Raw genomic sequence first — 18237 nt, 5'->3', positions numbered from 1 at the left:
CGGCGCCACCGACACCTTCGTCTACACCATCATGGACGGCGACGGCGACCTGTCGACGACAACGCTGACCATCACCCTGTCGGACGTCAACAATGCGCCGGTTGCCGCAAACACCCAGAACTGGATGTCGAGCGATCCGGCACAGCAAACTTTGAGCACGCCGAGCTATCCCAACGGATATCCCTTGCTGGTAACTATCCCGACCGATGCGGATGGCGATAACCTCATCGTCACCGCGACGGGGACGATCCCCTCAGGCACGTTCTATTTCGATGGCGTCACCTACGTCGCCCTGACGGCCGGCACTGTGCTCTACGATCCGGCCGGCGGCATCAACCTGCTGGACGACCTGGTCTACAGGCCGACCGCAACGGTAACCGACACCGTCAACGTCAATCTATCGCTGGACGTCTTCGACGGCACCGCCCACGTCACTCAGACTGTCGGCATCCACGAAGTCCCGCCGACCAGCTTGCCCAGCGATACCGCACAGGTGGGTAATGGCAACAGCCCGCTCACGTCCGGAAATGACCAGACCCAGAACCTGAGCCTGTCCCAAGCCACGGTAAGCGCCATAACGGCCGATCCCCATGGCTCGACAGTAGTAGTCTACACCGACTTCCAGGAATCGCCCTTCGTAACTCCGATCCCGCTGGGGGAACGCAATCCAGGCGTCTTCGGAGATGGCAGTGCGGGGTCGCATCGCGAGCAGGAAGTTCAAGTCGAGATCAGGATTGGAGCGAACCGTTTTGCAGTTGTTGAAGACGATTTGACTGCCGGAACATTCGAGCAGAGTTGGACCTACGACCCGGCCACCGGCCTGATGAAGGCGACCGTCGACTATGACCATATCTTCCTTCTCGACGGCGCCGGGGTCGCAACGACGACGACGCTCGCGGACTATCTGATCGCAAATCCACCGGCCGCCGGCGACACATGGACACTTTCCTATTTCGACAATGATGGCGGCAACTACCAGGCCCGCGCAGTCAGATTCGAATTCTTCTCCCATGATCCAGGCGATCCCGGAATAACAGTGAATGGCGATGCCACCTTGGCCGACCAGATCTATGGCACATCCGGTATCGACCACCTCAATGGCAATGGCGGCAATGACGTCATCATAGGCAGGGGAGGCGATGATTTCCTCAGCGGCGGGGGTGGCAGCGATCTTATCAGCGGTGGCGACGGCAACGATCTCCTCGTTGGAGGTTTCGGCCAAGATACAATGACTGGAGGAAACGGCGCTGATACGTTCAACCTCGACCAGCTGGACATCAAGGATCTCATCTCCGACTACAGCGGCGCCGGCGGCCAGGGCGACGTGATCGACCTGACGTCGTTGTTCGACACAGCCCCGGGGGGAGCCAATATCGGCGAGTTCGTGAACTACGATGCGGGGACCGGCACGCTAAGCGTCGATGCTGACGGTACTGCCAACGGCACCAATTTCGTGGACGTGGCCACGCTAACGAACGTGCCGGTGTCCAGCACGATCACGCTGCTTTATGACGACGGGATAACCCAGCATACGACCACGGCCAATGCGGTTTAGTGGAATAGCGCACGGGCTACGTGCTATGCTATACATTCGAATGGTAGAGGGGAATTCATCATGAAAAAGCCTGCTAGACTTCTGGTTGCCGGTGCAACACTGTTCCTGGCTGTTGGATCGACGGGGTATGCCGCCGACATCATCGAAGCTCCGTCGGTCGATTATTGTCGCGTCGTCGGCACGTCCAACTTGGTCCAGACCGACAACATCGTCGATCTCAAGAACCAGGTAGTGCAACTGATGGACGAGTCTGTCGCCGTCGCCAACAGCTCGGAATGGATCCATTCGTCACGGCCTGTCTTCGTCTGGGCCTCCGAGGCCAAGGTCGCCTGCGGCAAGGCTTACGGCTATTTGAAGACAAATTATCGCGACGAAGACTACCTAAATAAATGCGAGTGTTTCCACGACCGCATGGTCGAGTACATGAACTAACCAAAATGGCGGCGACGCGCCGGCTGGCTGACAATGATGGCCGCCCGAACACTGCGGGCGATCGCCGGAACGATTGCCTTGATCGGTTTTGACCTGCTTGCCATGCAAGCCGGCGCGGGTGCGTCGGAACAATCCACTAGAGTACAAAATGCTTTGCCCGAGCGGTTACGGCCGACCCGCCGCGATGCCACCCAGGAATGGACGAGAGAAAAGCTGAAGGCATTTGCGACCTGCCAGTCGTCGATCTAAGACCTGGAGCCGCAGCTCGCACACGCCGTGATCAGGACGCTCAGAGCCCGGCTTTTGCAGGCTAAAGAACTACAAGACGGCGTAACTCAGCCGTGACATGACTTGAAGATCAGACCGGGAAGGGACCCGGCGGCACATAGGGTGGGAAATCATGGAAGCTGGCCGACAGGTCTTCTGCCTGCGGACGAGGGCAATCGCCTTTGCGCTCGCCGTGGCATTGTCAGGTTGCCAGTCGAAAGGCAGCGTTTCCGAAGCGCTCGATCCGGCTGCAATGGCCGCACCCGGAGTGCAGAAAGACGCCGCAGTTGCGGGCCGAGCCCAGGCGACCCAATCGATCGGCAGTGGTTCGACGAAGATCACGATGCTGCTGCCCTTGTCCGGCCCTGGAGCCACGGGGGAAACCGGCAGGAAGATGCTCGATGCCGCAAAACTCGCAATGGCGGATCTTGGCAATGGATTGCTCACACTGACGGTCGAGGACACGCGGGGCGACAGTGCACACGCCAGCGAATTGTCGATAAAGGCGATCACGACGGGGGCGAAAGTCGTCATCGGTCCGACCGAACTACCGGCGGCACAGCATATTGCCAAATTATCGGGACCGAAACGGCCGCCAGTGTTTGCACTTGCCAACAATTTCGCAGGCGGTCCAGGCGTTTATGCCGTGCGCCTCAGCGAGGCAGACAGCGCGGCCGCGGGCGCCGCAGGCATCGCGGCGAAAGGCAGCAAGAAGTTCGTGTTGCTTGTCGCAGCTGGCTCGAACGGCAGTGCCGTTGAAAAGCGGGTCGCGAACAGCCTAAGCATCTATGGCGCAACGCTGGCGGTCACTATCCCGTACACGGCAGGCGACGGCGGCACCAAAGCGGTCACCGACATGAGCTCACTCGTGGATGCTCCGGACGCCGTCATTGTCGCCAGCGGAGACGACAGCCCGCTGCAAATTCTTGCCGCCCTGAAATCGAAGGGTATCCCGGGAAGAACAGTCGCAGTGGTGGGAACAAACCGGTGGCTGGAACGCCCCATCGAACCGCTGTTTGAAGGGGCCTATATCGCCACGCTCGATCCGCGCGAAACCGGACCAATCGCCGACCGCTTCAAGACTGCCTATAACTATCAGCCCGACGTCAATGTCGCCTACGCCTATGATATGGTTGCGCTGACTGCTGGGATCGCCAGCGCGGTTGGACCCGATGGCTTCAGCAAACAGGTACTCGAAAATCCGAGCGGGTTTCGCGGATCCACAGGTCTATTCCGGTTTCGCGCCGACGGATCCAGCCAGCGATCGATGCCGTTCTATCGAATTGAAAAGAGTGCGCTCAAATTGGTTGCCAGATCCACGTCGGGTTTTTGACCCGGCGCGGACCCGTAGGACTTTTTCGACCTGATGGGCAGGCCGAGCCGCATCCGCTTGGCTGTCGCGCTCGCAAGCCTGGAGCTTCTGGCCGGGCTGCTCCTGATCATTCAGGGCGGGGCATTGCTTTCGGTCGACCGGCCTGTTCCTGCGCCGTCTCATGATATCCGCGGCAAGCAGCTGACCCGACCGGGCGCAACCGTTCTCGACGCTCAACGGCGAGAGCCGGCACGCAAGATTGCTCAGGACCTCATCGCTCCGCCACAACTTGATTCTTCGGAAATCGAACGGATTGAGCCCCGTCCGCCACTCAGCGAACTCGGTCTCGCCGTGCCCCGGAAAACGCCGATGCCGCAAGACTGGCGGGAGGTCCTGCTCTACGCTCCGATTGCGAATTCGTCCGCGATCTTCGAATCGATGGGACGGACGGTGGTCATCAGCGGGGTCCAGAGCATTGACATGGAGAAGACCTGTTCCTTTCATGACGTCGTCTGGCCTTGCGGCCAACGCGCGCGCGGAGCCTTCAACTCCTGGTTGCGCGGACGCGCACTGAATTGTTTCGTGCCACCGGAAGGGGATCGTTTCGCTATCGCCGCCCCATGCAGGCTCGGCAGGCAGGATGTCGGCGGCCTGGCTGGTCTCCAATGGCTGGGCCCTTTCATTGCCGAGCGGTATCTACCGCAAGGCGGAGGTGACAGCGATGGACACGGAGATGGGTATATTCGGTCCGCCTCGATAGGCAGCTCGCCGTTTGAGCCCTAAGGGAACCCTACTTGCCGAAGCTGGAGCATGATCCCGAAAAGTGGAATCCGGTTTTCGGAAAAGATCATGCTCAAACATAAAGACAGAGCCCATCCCGATTTTATCGGGACGGAACAGGCTCTAGAGCAGCATGCTGATACAGGCGGCTGCCTGCGCTGCTGGTTGTTCAGCCTGCGCCGACACTTAGTTCGTTAACTGTTGTCTTCCATCTTTCTCGCGGGCAACTCCAGCTTCATCTGTGGGTCAGCCAGAGCTCGTCAATCCGATCTATCAAATTGTATTGGCTTTTGAGACCGAATTTGTAACTTGCCGGCCTTATGCCAGCCTATCTGACAGGAGATCGGGTAGTGACAAAATCGATGGCGAACAGCTCTGCCCAGGCGTGGAAGAGTACCGCGTGGCTGACGCTTCTGGGGACCGCCGGGAGTTTGGGCTTTTCGCTAGCCCTCAACTATCTGCTCCTGTTCGCCGATGGGCTCACGCCGTTCGGACGCGGCGTCATCACGGCAACGCTCGTCCCCCTCGCCATTGGGCTCCCGCTTTTCCTGTTGATCGGCTGGGGCCGGGTTGAGATCCGCCGCTATCGGCAAGAGCTAAACAAGTCAGCGACCTACGACGGCCTGACGGGCTGCTTGAACGGAACGGTTTTTACTTCGATCATCGAACGGAGAGTAAAGAAGCCATTTGAGCATGGCTCTCGTTCGGGCGCCTTCCTGGTCATCCATCCCGAACACCTTCGATCCATCAACCTACGATTTGGTATTGAATGGGGCGACGAGGCCTTGCGGCTCATAGCCTCGACCATAAGGTCATCAGTACGCGATAAGGATCTGATCGGCCGCATAGGGACATCCATCTTTGGGGTATTTCTACCTGGTGCCACTGAAGAAGACGCCAAGGAGGTCGGTGAGCGTATACGGGCGCGCGTTGCGCAAGTCTATTTCGCGCCAAAAGGGGCGGAGGATGTCCTGAGCATAAGCGTCGGAGGGGTCGTCTTCGAAAATGAACTCGCGTTTGACGACATGTTCCGGTCCGCCGAGCAGCTGCTATCCAGAAATGGAACCGACTTCGAACTGTCTCGTCTGCCCAGTTGACGATCACCGACGCTAGGACGCCAATCGGAATTTTTGGTCTATGGATCTCCCTCTAACCAGATATCTGCCGTCCTGGCTTGGCCAATCGGCGTCCCCGCTTGCAGGGCAGCAACTCGCTCTGCCTGCGAGGTTGGTGTGAACCGCCTGCAGGACAGGGCAAGGCGAACGACGATGAGGATACACCGATCGCCCCCGGCGGAGCCATCCGCGAGAGTCGCCACCAGCTTTTACATCTTCGTTGGCAGCCGACAGACCGCCGGAATAAACAACTTTAAACGGACGGTTGCATGTCGCAGCCGCTACCCGACATGGTACTTGCGCCATCCCTAAAATGATGGGATGTTGGTTCGGGGTATTGAGTATCGAGTATTGGGTTGGGGGAGCCTCTCGGCTGTTGTCAGTTCCGGGACGCTTTGAAAAAACAGATGAACGTTCTGCAGGTCCTGGTGGGGATACTCACTACGTCGTGCCTTGTGTCGATCTCGACGTATTGGGCAACGGGTTCAATCGGCTGGGCGATCATTAGCCCGGTAGTTTTGCAAGTCGGGTATTTTGTCTACATGCTCTGGAGGGTCTACGGCGCAGAAGCCGCAGAAGCTGATCCGGGACTCGAGAGCGTTGGCCCGATCGACCGCAGAGATGGTATCTCGCTCTAGCGCATGACCCACGATCCGAAGGTTGGCGTCACCGAAAATCGGAGTATTTTGCCAGGGGCCATGAGGCCGGGTCATGCGGCAGCTCAAAGTGCCGCAGCGCCGTTGCGTGCAGGAGGTAGACGAGGGGTTAGCGGCTTCGGACTTGCAGGTCATTGAACTGTGATGCCCCGCTGGCATTCTGTAAGAGCGGTAGCTGTCTTGAGGCTCTACCGCCCCAGTTCCTCAACGACGTTGTCGGGATCACCATAGTTTCAAAGTCTTGGTGAACCTCAGCCGTGAGCGAACCCGCCACGCAGGCCACGCCAATCACAGGCGCCGGCCGGTTTTCGCGTCGAACAGGTGGGCGCATGCGCGATCGATCTCGATCCGCACCTGCGCGCCTTGCTTGAGCGGCAGCCGCTCGCGGAACAGGCAGGAAATTTCCTCGCCGGCGCAGTCGACCTTGGCGAAGATTTCCGAACCCGTGGCTTCCAGAAGCGTCACCGTTCCTGGCATGCCCTGGGCGGTTGCGCGGATATGTTCGGGGCGGATGCCGTAGACAAGTTCGCGTCCTGCAGCATCAGCCGGGCGGGCGCCTTCCGGCAGCGGCAGGATCAGCCCGCCGGCGCCGCGGAACGCGCCTTCCTCGATGCGGCCGGCAATGAAGTTCATGGCAGGCGAGCCGATAAAGCCGGCAACGAAGAGATTGGCCGGCTGGTCGTAGAAGTCGAGCGGCGCGCCGATCTGCTCGACCAGGCCGTCATGCAGCACGACGATCTTGTCGGCCATGGTCATCGCTTCGATCTGGTCATGCGTGACGTAGATGGTGGTGGTGCCCAGCCGCTGGTGCAGCGCCTTGATCTCGCCGCGCATCTGGACGCGCAGCTTGGCATCGAGATTGGAGAGCGGCTCGTCGAACAGGAAGACCTGCGGGTCGCGCACGATGGCGCGGCCCATGGCGACGCGCTGGCGCTGGCCGCCGGAGAGCTGACGCGGATAGCGCTCAAGCAGCTTTTCCAGGCCGAGGATGCTGGCGGCATTCCTGACGCGGCCGGCGGTATCGGCCGGATCGGCTTTCTTGATCTTCAGGGCAAAGCCCATATTGCCGGCAACCGTCATATGCGGATAGAGCGCGTAGTTCTGGAACACCATGGCGATGTTCCGGTCCCGCGCCCGCAGATTGTTGACCATACGCTCGCCGATGGCGATCTTCCCGCCCGAGATCGTTTCAAGTCCGGCGATCATACGCAGCAGCGTCGACTTTCCGCATCCCGACGGGCCGACCAGGATGACGAACTCGCCGTCGGCGATATCGACGCTGACGTCGTGGATGATCTTGGTGGCTCCGAAAGCCTTCTGCACGTTGTTGATTGTTACCGATGCCATTGGATTTCTCCGGGAGAAAAGAGTGATGTCCAGCTAGATTGCGGCTTCAGCCGCCCTTGACCGCTCCGGCGGTCAGCCCCGCGACGATCTGCTTTTGCGCGAACATGGTCAGCACCAGCACCGGCAGTGTCACCACCAGCGCCGCCGCGGCGAGCGGCCCCCAGCTCACCTGCTCGTAGGAAAGCATGTTGTAGACGGCGACCGGCAGCGTGCGCGTCTCACGGCTGGCGAGCACCACGCCGAAGACGAAATTGTTCCACGAAAAGATAACGGACAGGATGAAGGCGACAACGATGCCCGGCTTGGCGATGGGCAGGGCGACCAGCCGGAACACCTGCCAGGAGCTGGCGCCGTCGATGTTGGCCGCCTCTTCCAGTTCCATCGGCGTGGTCTCGAAATAGCCGATCATCACCCAGACCACGATCGGCACCGTCACCACCAGGTGGATGATGATCTGCGGCCAGAGCGTGCCGAGGATGCCGATCCATTGGAACAGCAGAAACAGCGGGATGAGATAGGACAGCCCCGGCGTCATACGGGCGATCATGATGACGACCGCCGATTTTTCGGCCTTGAGCCGCGCTATGCCATAGCCGGCCGGTACGCCGATCAGCAGCGCCAGCAGTGTCGCCGTGCCGGTCACCAGAACCGAATTCCAGAGATAGAGCAGGAAATTGTTCTCCTCGAACACCTTCACATAGTTCGACCAGGCGAAACGTTCGGGGATCAGGATCGGCGGATAGGCGCCGTTGTCGATCTCGAATTTCAGCGACAGCGAGATCATCCAGAGGAAGAACAGGATCGCCGGCGAGACGATGACCAGAGCCGCGAAAAACAGGCCGATCTGGTTGAGCAGACGTGAGCTCATCTATTTGCCCTCCGCATCGTTCCACTGCGAGCGCTGGCGCAGCATCAGGAGAATGAATGACAGCGCCACGATGACGATGAAGAACACCAGGGCCATGGCCGAGCCATAGCCGATGTCGTAGTAGGAGAAGGCGGTGTTGTAGAGATAGATATTGATGGTTTCGGACGCCGTGCCCGGTCCGCCCTGGGTCATCGCATAGATGATGTCGAAGCTCTTCAGCGCGTCGATGGTGCGGATGATCAACGCAATCATCAGGAACGGCGCGATCATCGGCAGGGTGAGGTAGCGGAATTGCTGCCAGGCATTGGCACCGTCGATCTCGGCGCTCTCGAACGGCTCGCGCGGTACCGAGGCCAGCCCGCCCAGCACGATCAGCATCACCAGCGGCGTCCACTGCCAGGTCTCGACCGCGACCAGCGAAGGGATGACCGTGTTGGCGTTGAATATCCATTCCTGCGCCGGGATGCCGACCAGCGATAGAAGGTAGTTGAGCACGCCGAGTTGGGGATGGAACATCATGGTCCAGACCAGCGCCACGGCAACTGGCGTTGCCATCATCGGCATGACGAAGACGCCGCGCAGCAGGCCGCGCAGCGGAAACCTGGCATCGAAGATCAGGGCGGCGACAGTGCCCAAGAACATCGGCGCTGCCACCGAGAGGGAGGTGTAGGTCAACGTATGAACAAGGGATTCCCAGAATCGCGGGTCGCTGGCCAGACGGAGATAGTTTTCCATCCCGGCAAAGCTCCGCGACTGGCCGAGCGTCCAGCGGTTGACGCTCATCCAGAGCGTGAAGGCCCAGGGAAAGACGATCACGGCGCCAACGACGACGAGAGCCGGAACGACGAAAGGCCAGTAGTTGGGAGCCAGCCGGATCGTCTGGCTCCCTTCGATGGCTTGCGTCGCTACCCCGGTGCGTTCAGGGGCGATGGCGGACATCAGCCCTGCTCGCTCCTGTCGAGAACCGGCTGGAACTGCGCGGTGGCCTTCTTCAGCTCTTCGGCAGGATCAGCGCCGGCAATCATGTTTGTCAGCGCCACGCCGTAGATGTCGCGGAACTCGGTGACCGGGATGATCACCGGCAGCGCCAGCCTGCTGATGTTGCCGGACTGAACCACGGCATCGAGCCAGCTTGCCGGCATGGTGACGCCTTCCCGCACCTTGGGGTCTTCCAGCACCGACTTGCGGAAAGGCACGCCGGCGCCGGCCTGGAGCAGGCGCGCGCCCATGGCCGGGGAAACTGCCCACTGACAGAAGAGATAGGCGGCCTCCTTCTTTTCGCTGGAGGCGGTCACGCCGAGGCCGTCGCCAAACGTCCCGGAGGCATGCGCCTTGGGGCCCTTGGGCATGACCCCATAGCCGACCTTGCCGACCACGCGCGACTTTTCGGGATTTTCCATCGGCGGAGCAAAACCCACGCCATCGAACCACATGCCGATCTTGCCTTGCAGGAAGGCGGACTGCGCTTCAGCCCAATTGAAGCCGGTGACACCCGGAGGGGCGGACTTGGTCATCAGCCTCTGGTAGAGGGCAGCGGCCTCGATCGCCTCGGGCGTTTCGGTGCGCAGCTTTCCCTTGTCGTCGAGCGGCGTCATGTCGTAGCCGAGCATCAGCGACGTCCACACCGGTGTGTTGGCATTCTTGAGGCCGCGGGCGACGAAACCGAACGTGTTGGTCGATGGATCGGTCAGCGCTTCGGCGGCGGCCACCAGCTGGTCGAACGATTCAGGGTATTTGAGGCCCTTGGCCTCGAACAGCTCCTTGTTCCAGTAGACGATCCAGTAGTCCACCGAGAAGGGCAGCGAACGCAGCACGCCCTGGTTGTCCTTGGCGAAAAGCATGCCGGCCTCGGCGAAATCGCTTTCGACAAGCCCAGGATCGGTCAGTGTCGGATCGGCCAGATAGCCGGCGATGTCGGCCAGCCAGCCACCCTTTTCGAACTGGCGCTTCTGCACGTGGTAGCTGAGATGCACGACGTCGAAGCTCGGTTTGCCGGAGCTCAGTTCGATCACCGTCTTCTGCCGCTGTTGTTGTTCCGGCGTCGCCTCGGCATTGACCTTGATGCCGGTCAGCTCCTCGAATTCGGCGATATATTTCAGGATGGTGTCGCTGCGCGGGCTTTTAACCAGATTGACGTCGAGCGTGGTGCCGGCAAAGCGCTTCCAGTCGACACTGGCGGAAAAGCTCGGGCGAATGCCCGCCAGGCCCGCGGCAGCGAGCGCCGTGGTTCCTGCAAGAACTTGCCTTCTCGTTGGCTTGAACGGATTGGACGACATTTCTTCCTCCCTTGGGTTGCTGTCGTTGTGGATAGCTTCGCGGCAGCCGCGAACCATACGTTCCTCAGATCTGGAGCGCCAACCGGCGCGCATTGTCGATATGCCGGCTGATCGCCTCGACCGCCTTTTGCGGGTCGCGGCTCTCGAGCGCTTCGATCACCGTCAGGTGCTCCTGCATCACCGGCACGACGCGCCCGTCGATACGGAAACGCTCCTGGTGGATTAGCCTGATCTTTACCGAGTTGACCAGATACGCCTTGGCGATGATCTCGTTGCCCAGCGCATCGATGAAGGTATCGTGCATGGCCCAATCAATGTTCTGGGCCCTGGCTTCCATTTCCGGCGTCGGCGCCTGCGACAGCGCTTGAGCCAGCATGTCCTCATGCTCGTGCCGCAGGCGGGCGAGCTCGGCGTCAGAGGCGTTGACGGTGAATAGCGCCACCGCTTCGCGCTCCATGAACAGGCGAAACTGGAAGGCTTCGCGGATCAGGTTGATGTTGATATGGGCGATCTGCATGCCGCGCTGCGGGATGGTCGTCAAAAGCCCCTCGGCCTCGAGACGCGGCACGATCTCGCGGATGGCGCCAAGCGGCAGCCCGGTAAAGGCAACCAGCTCGCGCTGCGACACGAATTGTCCCGGCCGCAGATCGCGGGCCAGCAAATGCCGCGTAAAGCTGGCATAAGCTCTTTCCCTGAGGGTTGCCGGTTCGCTGCTGTCGTCCATTTCAGCGCGCTTCCCTTGCCGGTCAGGCCGGCTCTGTCGCAAACAGACTGTCATAGGCGGCAGCAAGCTGTTGCCGCCCCTGCGAAGTGATCGGCTCCAGTGGCGGACGGACCGCCAGCCAGCGCTCGTCGCCGGTCTTGAGCGCCACCATGACCTTCACCGCCGGGGTGACCGGATATTTGAGCAATTCGAGCACGAAGCTCTCGACGCGGGCATCGTCGCGGCCATCCTCGGCCATGGCGAGGATTTCGCCGATGACGAAATTGGCCATGCCGGAAATGGCGCCCTGCCCGCCCTGGCGCACACTTCTGGCCAGGTGCCGCTCGTCGCCGATTAGGATCACCAGGTCGCCATGGGCTCTTAGCAGCGCCTCGCTGTAGCTCCAGTCGCCACCCGAATCCTTGACGCCGGCGACCACGCCGGGGAAAGCCGCACGCAGCCGACCGATCAGGGCAAGCGGAAGCGGCACCATGGTGACAGAAGGGATGTTGTAGAGGAGGACGCCGCGGGCCAGCGGGCCGAGCGCAGCGAAAACGGCGGAAAACCATCCGAACAGCCCGTCCTCGCCGACATTCTTGAAGTAGCTCGGTGGAGCCAGCAGGATGTTGCGGACGCCGCATTGCAAGGCATGCCGCGCCTGTTCGGCAGCGTCTTCGGCCGCATCGACCAGCACGCTGGCGACGAGCTGATGTGCCGGAATGCCGGCGGCCAGCATGGCCTCGGTAACGATCCGCCGCTCTCCCGTGCCCACCGAGGCGCCTTCCCCGGTGGTGCCGAAGAGCGTTGCGCTGCTGCAGCCGGCGCCAAGGCAAGCCCGGGCCTGCGTGATCATGGGAGAGATGGCGATTTGCCCGGACGGCTCGAAAGGCGTGGTGAGGGCAACCGAAAGACCAAAGCGCGAGGCCACTGCTATTCTCTCCAGATATCAATGTGCACGCAGCATTAGCACACTAACATGTTAGTTGTAAATTGCGGCGGCGCCGTTTTCGAAACGACGTCGACGTCGGATGGATAAGAGGCGAATTTAGGCGGATGCCGTCTTTCCGGCAGCGCGATCCCTACTGTCCCGTCGCGTCCGCGTAGATATCGAGGACACGGGTGATGCTGCCGATCAGTAGGTCGTGCGCGAGGGGCTTGACCCGGCCTGCCGCAACCTCGGCGTCGAGCTGTCCCAGATACTGGCTGATCAGAGGCCGGGGAACGTGCTGCTCGCTCAGCACGTCCAGCAGCGTCTGCGTCGCGCGTTGCGCGTCCGGCGTCGGCCAGTAATACCGGATGCGGTCGCTGAGCGAGAAATGCCGCTGCACGCGCTGCTCTTCCGACGTGCCCGGATAGTATTTCTGCCAATTGTCCGGAGACGCCAGCATGATGCGTTCCATCGCGGCAGGCAGGCTTTCGCGCGAAGGGTCCGGCGCGAGCATATCGGCGATATGGCTGAGCCCATAAAGCGCTTCGCGAAGCGCGAAAGTAAGCCAGGGTCCGACCTTGAGGATGGCGAAGCCGTCGCGAACGAGAGCGTTAAGCGATTCGGCCGGCTGGTAGTCGGTCGAATGCGCCTCAAAAACAAATTGCGGCATGCGGTCGAGCACAGCCCCCAGTTCGGTCGCCTTGGCCGGCGCATAGGGCACGATCTCGGCGTTGCCGAATTCGACGCCGGGCTGGACGACGACGCCGACCGCACGGGCAGAAGCGGCTTCGAGGCCGGCACGGGAAAACGCTCGCGCGTGGATATCTACGGTGCGCAAGGCATCTTCGGGCGCCGTCACATGCAGGTGGTCGAGCGCCTCCAGCGCACCGCCCGGCACCGGAACTTCGGTGCCGATGACGTAGACGGGCCTTTCGCTGCCGGCGCACTCGACTGCCGCCTCAGCGATAGCCGCAAGTTCAGCCGCGCGTGCGGCGATGATCTCGTCGGCAAGCACGGCTGGATCGTCGGCGCAGGCCATGCTCGTATCCAGATGCATCTTGGTGAAGCCGGCGCTCGCATAGGCATCGATCATCGCCCCCGCTTTCTTCATCGCGGTAGCTGCTGCCAGGTGCTTCCAGGGATTCGGCCCGAGATGATCGCCGCCGAGGATCAGGCGATCAATTGGGAAACCCGCTTTCTGCGCATGCGCCTCGACGAAGCTGCGGAAGCCGGCGGGCGTCATCCCGGTATAGCCGCCCTCGTGGTTGACCTGGTTGCAGGTGGCCTCGATCAGCACATCCGCGCGCCGCGCCACGCCGTGACGCAGGGCGGCCTCGATAACCAGCGGATGCGCCGAGCAGACCGAGGCGATGCCACTTCTCTCGCCTGCGGCGCGCCTGGCCGCAATGTTCGCAAACCTGTGCGTCGCGTCACTCACTGCGTGTTCTCCGTGGCGATGAATGCCTCGACCGCTTCAAGCGGGAAAATGCCCTCCATAGGGCCCTTGCGGGTAACGGCAAGCGCACCGCAGGCATTGGCGATCTGCAGCGCGTCTGCAGGAGCCGCCCCGCGCAACCAGAACGAGACGAAGGCAGCACCGAAACAGTCACCCGCGCCGGTCGGATCGATCTCGTCGACGCCAAAGCCTGACGACGCGACCGCACCGTGGCGATCATGATAGGTGGCGCCGGCGGCGCCTTTCTTCAGGACGATGCAAGACACGCCACGGGCCAGCAATTCCTCGACCGCGCCCTTCTCGTCCTTCGCCGACGAAAACAGGAAGAGCTCCTCGCCACTCGGCAGGAAGATGTCGGCTCGCGCCAGCACTTGGTCAAGTGCTGCGCGCATGCCGGACGCATGCATGATCTCGCGGCGGATGTTCGGATCGAAGGACACGGTTCCACCTTTGGCCTTGACAGTCTCGATCGCCCATAGCGCCACCGCGATGGCGCGGTCGGAAAACAGCGACGAGCCCATGATATGGACGTGATCGGCACCGGCGAGCAGCTTTGTCGCCGCGGTGTCGGTCTCAATCAGGGCGGCGGCGCTGTTGCGGATGTTGAAGACGAAATGCCGGCTGGCGTCGGTCCGGTAGGTCACAAAGGCCGTGCCGGTTGCATGGCCCTTGTGAACCGCGATCGCCGACACGTCGGCGCCCAGCGCCCGCAGCCGCTCGATGTTGAGCCTGCCGAAATCGTCGTCGCCGACGGCGCCGACGAGGCCGGCCGGCTGGCCGAGCGCCGCCGCCTGGCCGATGAAGATGGCGGGCGCGCCGGACGGGTAGGGTCCAAGCAGCGGACCAGGCTCGAGAAAGCTCTGGCCAATCCGCTCGGCCATGATCTCGACGAGTATCTCGCCGGCACTGACCAGCTTCTTCATCTCGCGGAATCCCTCCCGTGCGTTTCGCCCGGCCTCGCTGCGGATGAACCTCGCGAGCATTTTCCGGAGATAGGAATTTCGAATTCGCCGATGGAGGTGAATACGGCTTGTGCTTTTTCGCGTCAATTAATAAATTTACGCATGGAAACTGCTGGGTTTGTCTGTAAAGTTTCGACTTGCGGTTGCAGGCCGACGCACCGAATGTAGGGAACCGGGCGACGCTGAGGAACGGCGCGAGGAAATAATGCCGATGACGCACAAGACGATGGAGGATTTTGCTCGCTCTTGCGGCGTCTCCAGGCCGACGCTATCGAAATATTTTGATGATCCGACCAGTGTCAAGCCGGCGACACGGCAGCGGATCGAGGTGGCGCTGCGCGCGTCCGACTACCAGCCCAATCTCTTTGCGCGCAACCTGAACCGAAAGCGAACTCGCAGCATCGGCATCGTGGTGCCGACGGTCGCCGATCCCTTCTATTCCGAGATGGTCAGCCGCATCGAACTCAGGCTGCGCGACGAGGGCTACTGGCCGATCGTGATCTCCTCGCATGGCTCGCGCGAGCTCGAAGTGGAAGCGACGCGAACCATTCTTTCGCTTAAAGTTTCCGGCGCGTTGATTGCGCCGCTTGGGTTGCGTTCGGACCACGGCACGCTGGAGAAGCTGACGCAGGCGATACCGATCGTCTATTTCGACACTTATCTGGAGGGCGACACCCCATTCGTCGGCAACAATAACAGCCAGAGCGTCTCGACCATCGTCGATTATCTCTGTCGTTCCGGCGATGCCCCGGTCTATTTCGACATCGCGCATGTCAACCACAACTCGCCAGAGCGAGTGAACAGCTACGTCGCCACCATGCAGCGACTCGGCCATGAGCCTGTCATCGTCGGCAACACCGAAGATTATACGTGGGATTTCGAGCGAATCGGCTACGAGCAGATGGAAAAGATGCTCGGCAATGGTGGCCTGCCGGGAAAGACCATCCTGTGCGCCAACGACCGTCTCGCCTTTGGCGTGATGGCTGCCGCCTATTCACAAGGCCGCAAAGTCGGTCGCAGAGCCGATTGCGACCTGCGGGTCGCGGCTCATGACGATCATCCGCTGAGCCGCTATACCTGTCCTGCCCTCACCACCATGGCGCAGGATTTCGCTTCCATGGCGGGACGCAGCGTCGAGACGCTGCTGGCCTTGCTGGACGAGGACGGCGCGGCAGTTGCCCCCAAGGTCAGTCTCGACGCAGCACTGGTCATGCGTCAGTCGGCCTGAGCGTTTCCAAAGACAGGATCGAAGCCGCGCCATGCGGCAACCGCCGCGCCGACCGCCTGCCGCGCCGCCGGCCCATGGCGGCCCATCGAGACGAAGCCGTGGATCTGGCCGGGCCAGCGCCGCAGGACGACCTGCACCTCGTCATCTTCCAGACGTTTCGCGTAGGCCTCGCCTTCGTCGGCGAGGATGTCATGACCGGCGATTGCGACAAAAGCCGGCGCCACGCCGGCAAGGCTTGCGGCCTTGAGCGGCGACACGCGCCAGTCATCGATATCGCCGGCATGGTTAATGTAGTGGTCGCGGAACCAGGCCATGGTCGCCGACGTCAGACCATAGCCATCGGCAAAGCGGCGATAGCTGTCCGCCGCCTGCGCGGCGTCCGTGTTCGGATAGAATAGGAGTTGCGCGGTCGGACGGTTCTTGTCGCCGCGCGCAAGCAGGCACAGCACGGTAGCGAGATTGCCGCCGGCGCTGTCGCCGGCGACAGCGATCCGTTCTGCATCGATGCCGAGATCGCCCGCGCCGTCCTGCATGAAGGAAAGTGCAGCGCGGCAATCCTCGATCGCCGCCGGAAATTTGTGCTCCGGCGCCAGCCGGTAATCGGGCGAGACGACGACGCAGGCCGCCAGATTGGCAAACCACCGGCAGATCTCGTCATGGGAGTCGAGATTGCCGATCACCCAGCCGCCGCCATGGAGATAGAGCAGCGCCGGAGCACCGGCTGCGGCCGCCTCTTGTCCGCGATAGATCCTGAGCGTTAACGGGCCGCCAGGCCCGGCGATGGTGCACTCCGTCAGTGAGCCGACCGGCTCGCGCTCGCCCTGGAGTGCCGGAAAGTCCTGCTCATAGGCGCGGCGCGCTTCTTCGGGCGTGCCGGTTTCGAATAGCGGGGCAGCCGCCTGCCGGTCGAGGTCGAGCACATGCCGGGCCTCCGGATCGAGCAAGGGCGAAAGCGACGTCATCATCGTAAACCCTCCGATGTCAGGCAAGCAGGCTGGCCGCTTCGTCCTCTTGGAGGAGCGGCGGCTGATCGACGGTTGCGTGGACGGCGACAGACTCGCGGCTCTCTCCCGAAGCGAGAATCGCCTCCATGATCTCCAGCACATGCAGCGCAAGGTCACCGGACGCACGCGGCTTTCTTCCGGTTGTCAGCGCGCGCGAAAGATCGGCGACGCCAAGCATGCGGTAGTTGGCGCGATCCGGCGCGGCATAGGGCCAATTGCGCGCACCATAGAGTTCGCTCTCACTGTGGAAGTCGGCCCAGTCGGCGCCCCGCTCCGACAGCGAGACGGTGCCACCGAACGTGTCCGGATCGGGCAGCCTGAGCGAGCCTTCGGTCCCATGCAGCTCGATCGGGTGGTTGGAGTGCCTGAAGACATCCCACGAGGCACCGAAGGTGACGGTGGCGCCCGAGCGGAACTCCAGCAGCGACAGGATGTTGGTCGGCGTGCCGACCTTGAAGCTGGTGTTCCTATTGGGGCCTTCGGCGGTGATCAGCCGCTCTTCCTGGCCCCGCGTCGTCATCGCCATCACGCGGGCCACCGGCCCGAGCAAATTGACCAGCATCGTCAGGTAGTAGGGACCCATGTCGAAGACCGGTCCGCCGCCGGGCTGATAATAGAATTGCGGATTGGGATGCCAATGCTCCATGCCGCGCCCCATCATGAAGGCCGTGCCGGTCACCGCGCGGCCGATCGCGCCCTCGTCCATGAGGCGGCGCGCCCGCCGCCCGGCAACGCCGAGGAAAGTGTCCGGGGCCGAGCCCAGCAGCAGCCCGCGCTCCGCCGCCTCGGCGACAAGGCGCCGGCCGTCCTTGGCCGAAGTCGCCAGCGGCTTTTCGGTGAAGACGTGCTTTCCCGCCGTAAGCGCTGAAAACGAACATCGAAAATGCGCCGCCGGGATGGTCAGGTTGAGGATGAGGTCGATCTCGGAATCGGTCAGAAGCGCATCGACACTGAGAGCCCGGATACCGTATTCGCGGGCGCGCTGGGCCGCGATGGCAGGCGATATATCGGCGCAGGCGCGCAGCTCCACCTCGCCGAACAGAGCCGCATTTCGCAAATAGGTCATCGAGATGTTGCCGCATCCGACGACGCCGATACCAAGCGTAGCTCCTGATTTTCCTAGCATATCTTAGTCTACCTCCCAACGCCGCATATCCTGGCTGAGTTATTGCACCAGCAACGGATCACATTCGAAAGCCGCCTTACAGTATTTTAAATATTGACGCGCGTAAAATTTTTATGGAACATGCGGAAATGCTGGCTGGGGGGCTGCCAGCGCTAGGAAGAGAAAATGACTGACATCGAGAAGGAGCCGGGTCCCCTTGATCATGCTGGTGCTGTTCTTCCA

General features: G+C 61.8%; 17 protein-coding genes. 7 read left to right on the top strand and 10 right to left on the bottom strand.

The annotated features are described in order from the left end of the window. From NKH36_RS30860 to NKH36_RS30835, 6 genes are all read left to right on the top strand, one after another. Positions 1 to 1555: calcium-binding protein (locus tag NKH36_RS30860; RefSeq protein ID WP_352964636.1), on the top strand; the 1555-nt coding region annotated here is incomplete at its 5' end. Positions 1556 to 1615: 60 nt separating this feature from the next. After that, a complete protein-coding gene (locus NKH36_RS30855) occupies positions 1616 to 1987 on the top strand; it encodes a hypothetical protein (RefSeq protein ID WP_352964638.1) in 372 nt (123 codons plus the stop codon). A 33-nt stretch (positions 1988 to 2020) separates the two neighbouring features. Continuing rightward, the gene (locus NKH36_RS30850) at positions 2021 to 2236 is read left to right on the top strand and encodes a hypothetical protein (protein ID WP_352964640.1); all 216 of its coding nucleotides are present in this window, start codon (positions 2021 to 2023) and stop codon (positions 2234 to 2236) included. Between the two features lie 151 nt (positions 2237 to 2387). Then, entirely contained in the window at positions 2388 to 3587 is a 1200-nt protein-coding gene (locus NKH36_RS30845; RefSeq protein WP_352964642.1) for an ABC transporter substrate-binding protein, read from the top strand. 33 nt (positions 3588 to 3620) lie between these two features. Further along, the gene (locus NKH36_RS30840; protein WP_352964644.1) at positions 3621 to 4349 is read left to right on the top strand and encodes a thermonuclease family protein; all 729 of its coding nucleotides are present in this window, start codon (positions 3621 to 3623) and stop codon (positions 4347 to 4349) included. A 347-nt stretch (positions 4350 to 4696) separates the two neighbouring features. Continuing rightward, positions 4697 to 5443: a GGDEF domain-containing protein gene (locus tag NKH36_RS30835; protein ID WP_352964645.1), complete on the top strand. Its 747-nt coding sequence runs from the start codon at positions 4697 to 4699 to the stop codon at positions 5441 to 5443. A gap of 962 nt (positions 5444 to 6405) precedes the next feature. Here NKH36_RS30835 and NKH36_RS30830 read toward each other — a convergent pair. The 8 genes from NKH36_RS30830 to NKH36_RS30795 all read right to left on the bottom strand — a co-directional run bounded on the left by NKH36_RS30830 (position 6406) and on the right by NKH36_RS30795 (position 14618). Then, positions 6406 to 7464 (bottom strand): ABC transporter ATP-binding protein, encoded by a 1059-nt coding sequence (locus NKH36_RS30830; protein ID WP_352964647.1) that lies wholly within the window; start codon positions 7462 to 7464, stop codon positions 6406 to 6408. Between the two features lie 46 nt (positions 7465 to 7510). Next, positions 7511 to 8332, bottom strand: a complete 822-nt coding sequence (locus NKH36_RS30825; RefSeq protein WP_023797160.1) for a carbohydrate ABC transporter permease — start codon at positions 8330 to 8332, stop codon at positions 7511 to 7513. After that, positions 8333 to 9271 (bottom strand): carbohydrate ABC transporter permease, encoded by a 939-nt coding sequence (locus NKH36_RS30820; RefSeq protein ID WP_352964650.1) that lies wholly within the window; start codon positions 9269 to 9271, stop codon positions 8333 to 8335. It lies immediately after the preceding gene. Further along, positions 9271 to 10608, bottom strand: a complete 1338-nt coding sequence (locus NKH36_RS30815; protein WP_352964653.1) for an ABC transporter substrate-binding protein — start codon at positions 10606 to 10608, stop codon at positions 9271 to 9273. The genes NKH36_RS30820 and NKH36_RS30815 overlap by 1 nt, the downstream gene beginning before the upstream one ends. A 64-nt stretch (positions 10609 to 10672) precedes the next feature. Further along, complete coding sequence (locus NKH36_RS30810; protein ID WP_352964655.1) at positions 10673 to 11332, bottom strand: GntR family transcriptional regulator; 660 nt, start codon at positions 11330 to 11332, stop codon at positions 10673 to 10675. Between the two features lie 22 nt (positions 11333 to 11354). Beyond that, positions 11355 to 12239 carry a dihydrodipicolinate synthase family protein gene (locus tag NKH36_RS30805; protein ID WP_352964657.1) on the bottom strand — a complete coding sequence of 295 codons (885 nt, stop codon included), beginning with the start codon at positions 12237 to 12239 and terminating at the stop codon, positions 11355 to 11357. Positions 12240 to 12390: 151 nt separating this feature from the next. After that, complete coding sequence (locus tag NKH36_RS30800; RefSeq protein WP_352964659.1) at positions 12391 to 13677, bottom strand: D-tagatose-bisphosphate aldolase, class II, non-catalytic subunit; 1287 nt, start codon at positions 13675 to 13677, stop codon at positions 12391 to 12393. Then, complete coding sequence (locus NKH36_RS30795; protein WP_352964662.1) at positions 13674 to 14618, bottom strand: sugar kinase; 945 nt, start codon at positions 14616 to 14618, stop codon at positions 13674 to 13676. Before NKH36_RS30795 ends, NKH36_RS30800 begins: the two co-directional genes overlap by 4 nt. Before the next feature lie 244 nt (positions 14619 to 14862). Here NKH36_RS30795 and NKH36_RS30790 point away from each other — a divergent pair, with 244 nt between their 5' ends. Next, complete coding sequence (locus tag NKH36_RS30790) at positions 14863 to 15885, top strand: LacI family DNA-binding transcriptional regulator (protein ID WP_502912149.1); 1023 nt, start codon at positions 14863 to 14865, stop codon at positions 15883 to 15885. On the opposite strand, the gene NKH36_RS30785 is transcribed toward NKH36_RS30790, so the two are convergent. Both NKH36_RS30785 and NKH36_RS30780 read right to left on the bottom strand, forming a co-directional pair. Beyond that, entirely contained in the window at positions 15873 to 16847 is a 975-nt protein-coding gene (locus tag NKH36_RS30785) for an alpha/beta hydrolase (protein ID WP_352964699.1), read from the bottom strand. The genes NKH36_RS30790 and NKH36_RS30785 overlap by 13 nt on opposite strands. A gap of 19 nt (positions 16848 to 16866) precedes the next feature. Then, entirely contained in the window at positions 16867 to 18015 is a 1149-nt protein-coding gene (locus NKH36_RS30780) for a Gfo/Idh/MocA family protein (RefSeq protein ID WP_352964665.1), read from the bottom strand. Positions 18016 to 18237 lie beyond the last annotated feature (222 nt).

This window comes from Mesorhizobium sp. M1312, assembly GCF_040318115.1.
GTDB lineage: Bacteria > Pseudomonadota > Alphaproteobacteria > Rhizobiales > Rhizobiaceae > Mesorhizobium.
The sequence above is the reverse complement of the archived record's forward strand: the minus strand, read 5'-3'. Positions and strand labels throughout refer to the sequence as shown.

Coding starts and splice junctions, on each gene's coding strand:
- NKH36_RS30855 (WP_352964638.1), top strand. CDS start 1,616: ATGAAAAAGCCTGCTAGACTTCTGGTTGCCGGTGCAACACTGTTCCTG.
- NKH36_RS30850 (WP_352964640.1), top strand. CDS start 2,021: ATGATGGCCGCCCGAACACTGCGGGCGATCGCCGGAACGATTGCCTTG.
- NKH36_RS30845 (WP_352964642.1), top strand. CDS start 2,388: ATGGAAGCTGGCCGACAGGTCTTCTGCCTGCGGACGAGGGCAATCGCC.
- NKH36_RS30840 (WP_352964644.1), top strand. CDS start 3,621: ATGGGCAGGCCGAGCCGCATCCGCTTGGCTGTCGCGCTCGCAAGCCTG.
- NKH36_RS30830 (WP_352964647.1), bottom strand. CDS start 7,464: ATGGCATCGGTAACAATCAACAACGTGCAGAAGGCTTTCGGAGCCACC.
- NKH36_RS30825 (WP_023797160.1), bottom strand. CDS start 8,332: ATGAGCTCACGTCTGCTCAACCAGATCGGCCTGTTTTTCGCGGCTCTG.
- NKH36_RS30820 (WP_352964650.1), bottom strand. CDS start 9,271: ATGTCCGCCATCGCCCCTGAACGCACCGGGGTAGCGACGCAAGCCATC.
- NKH36_RS30815 (WP_352964653.1), bottom strand. CDS start 10,608: ATGTCGTCCAATCCGTTCAAGCCAACGAGAAGGCAAGTTCTTGCAGGA.
- NKH36_RS30810 (WP_352964655.1), bottom strand. CDS start 11,332: ATGGACGACAGCAGCGAACCGGCAACCCTCAGGGAAAGAGCTTATGCC.
- NKH36_RS30795 (WP_352964662.1), bottom strand. CDS start 14,618: ATGAAGAAGCTGGTCAGTGCCGGCGAGATACTCGTCGAGATCATGGCC.
- NKH36_RS30790 (WP_502912149.1), top strand. CDS start 14,863: ATGCCGATGACGCACAAGACGATGGAGGATTTTGCTCGCTCTTGCGGC.
- NKH36_RS30785 (WP_352964699.1), bottom strand. CDS start 16,847: ATGACGTCGCTTTCGCCCTTGCTCGATCCGGAGGCCCGGCATGTGCTC.
- NKH36_RS30780 (WP_352964665.1), bottom strand. CDS start 18,015: ATGCTAGGAAAATCAGGAGCTACGCTTGGTATCGGCGTCGTCGGATGC.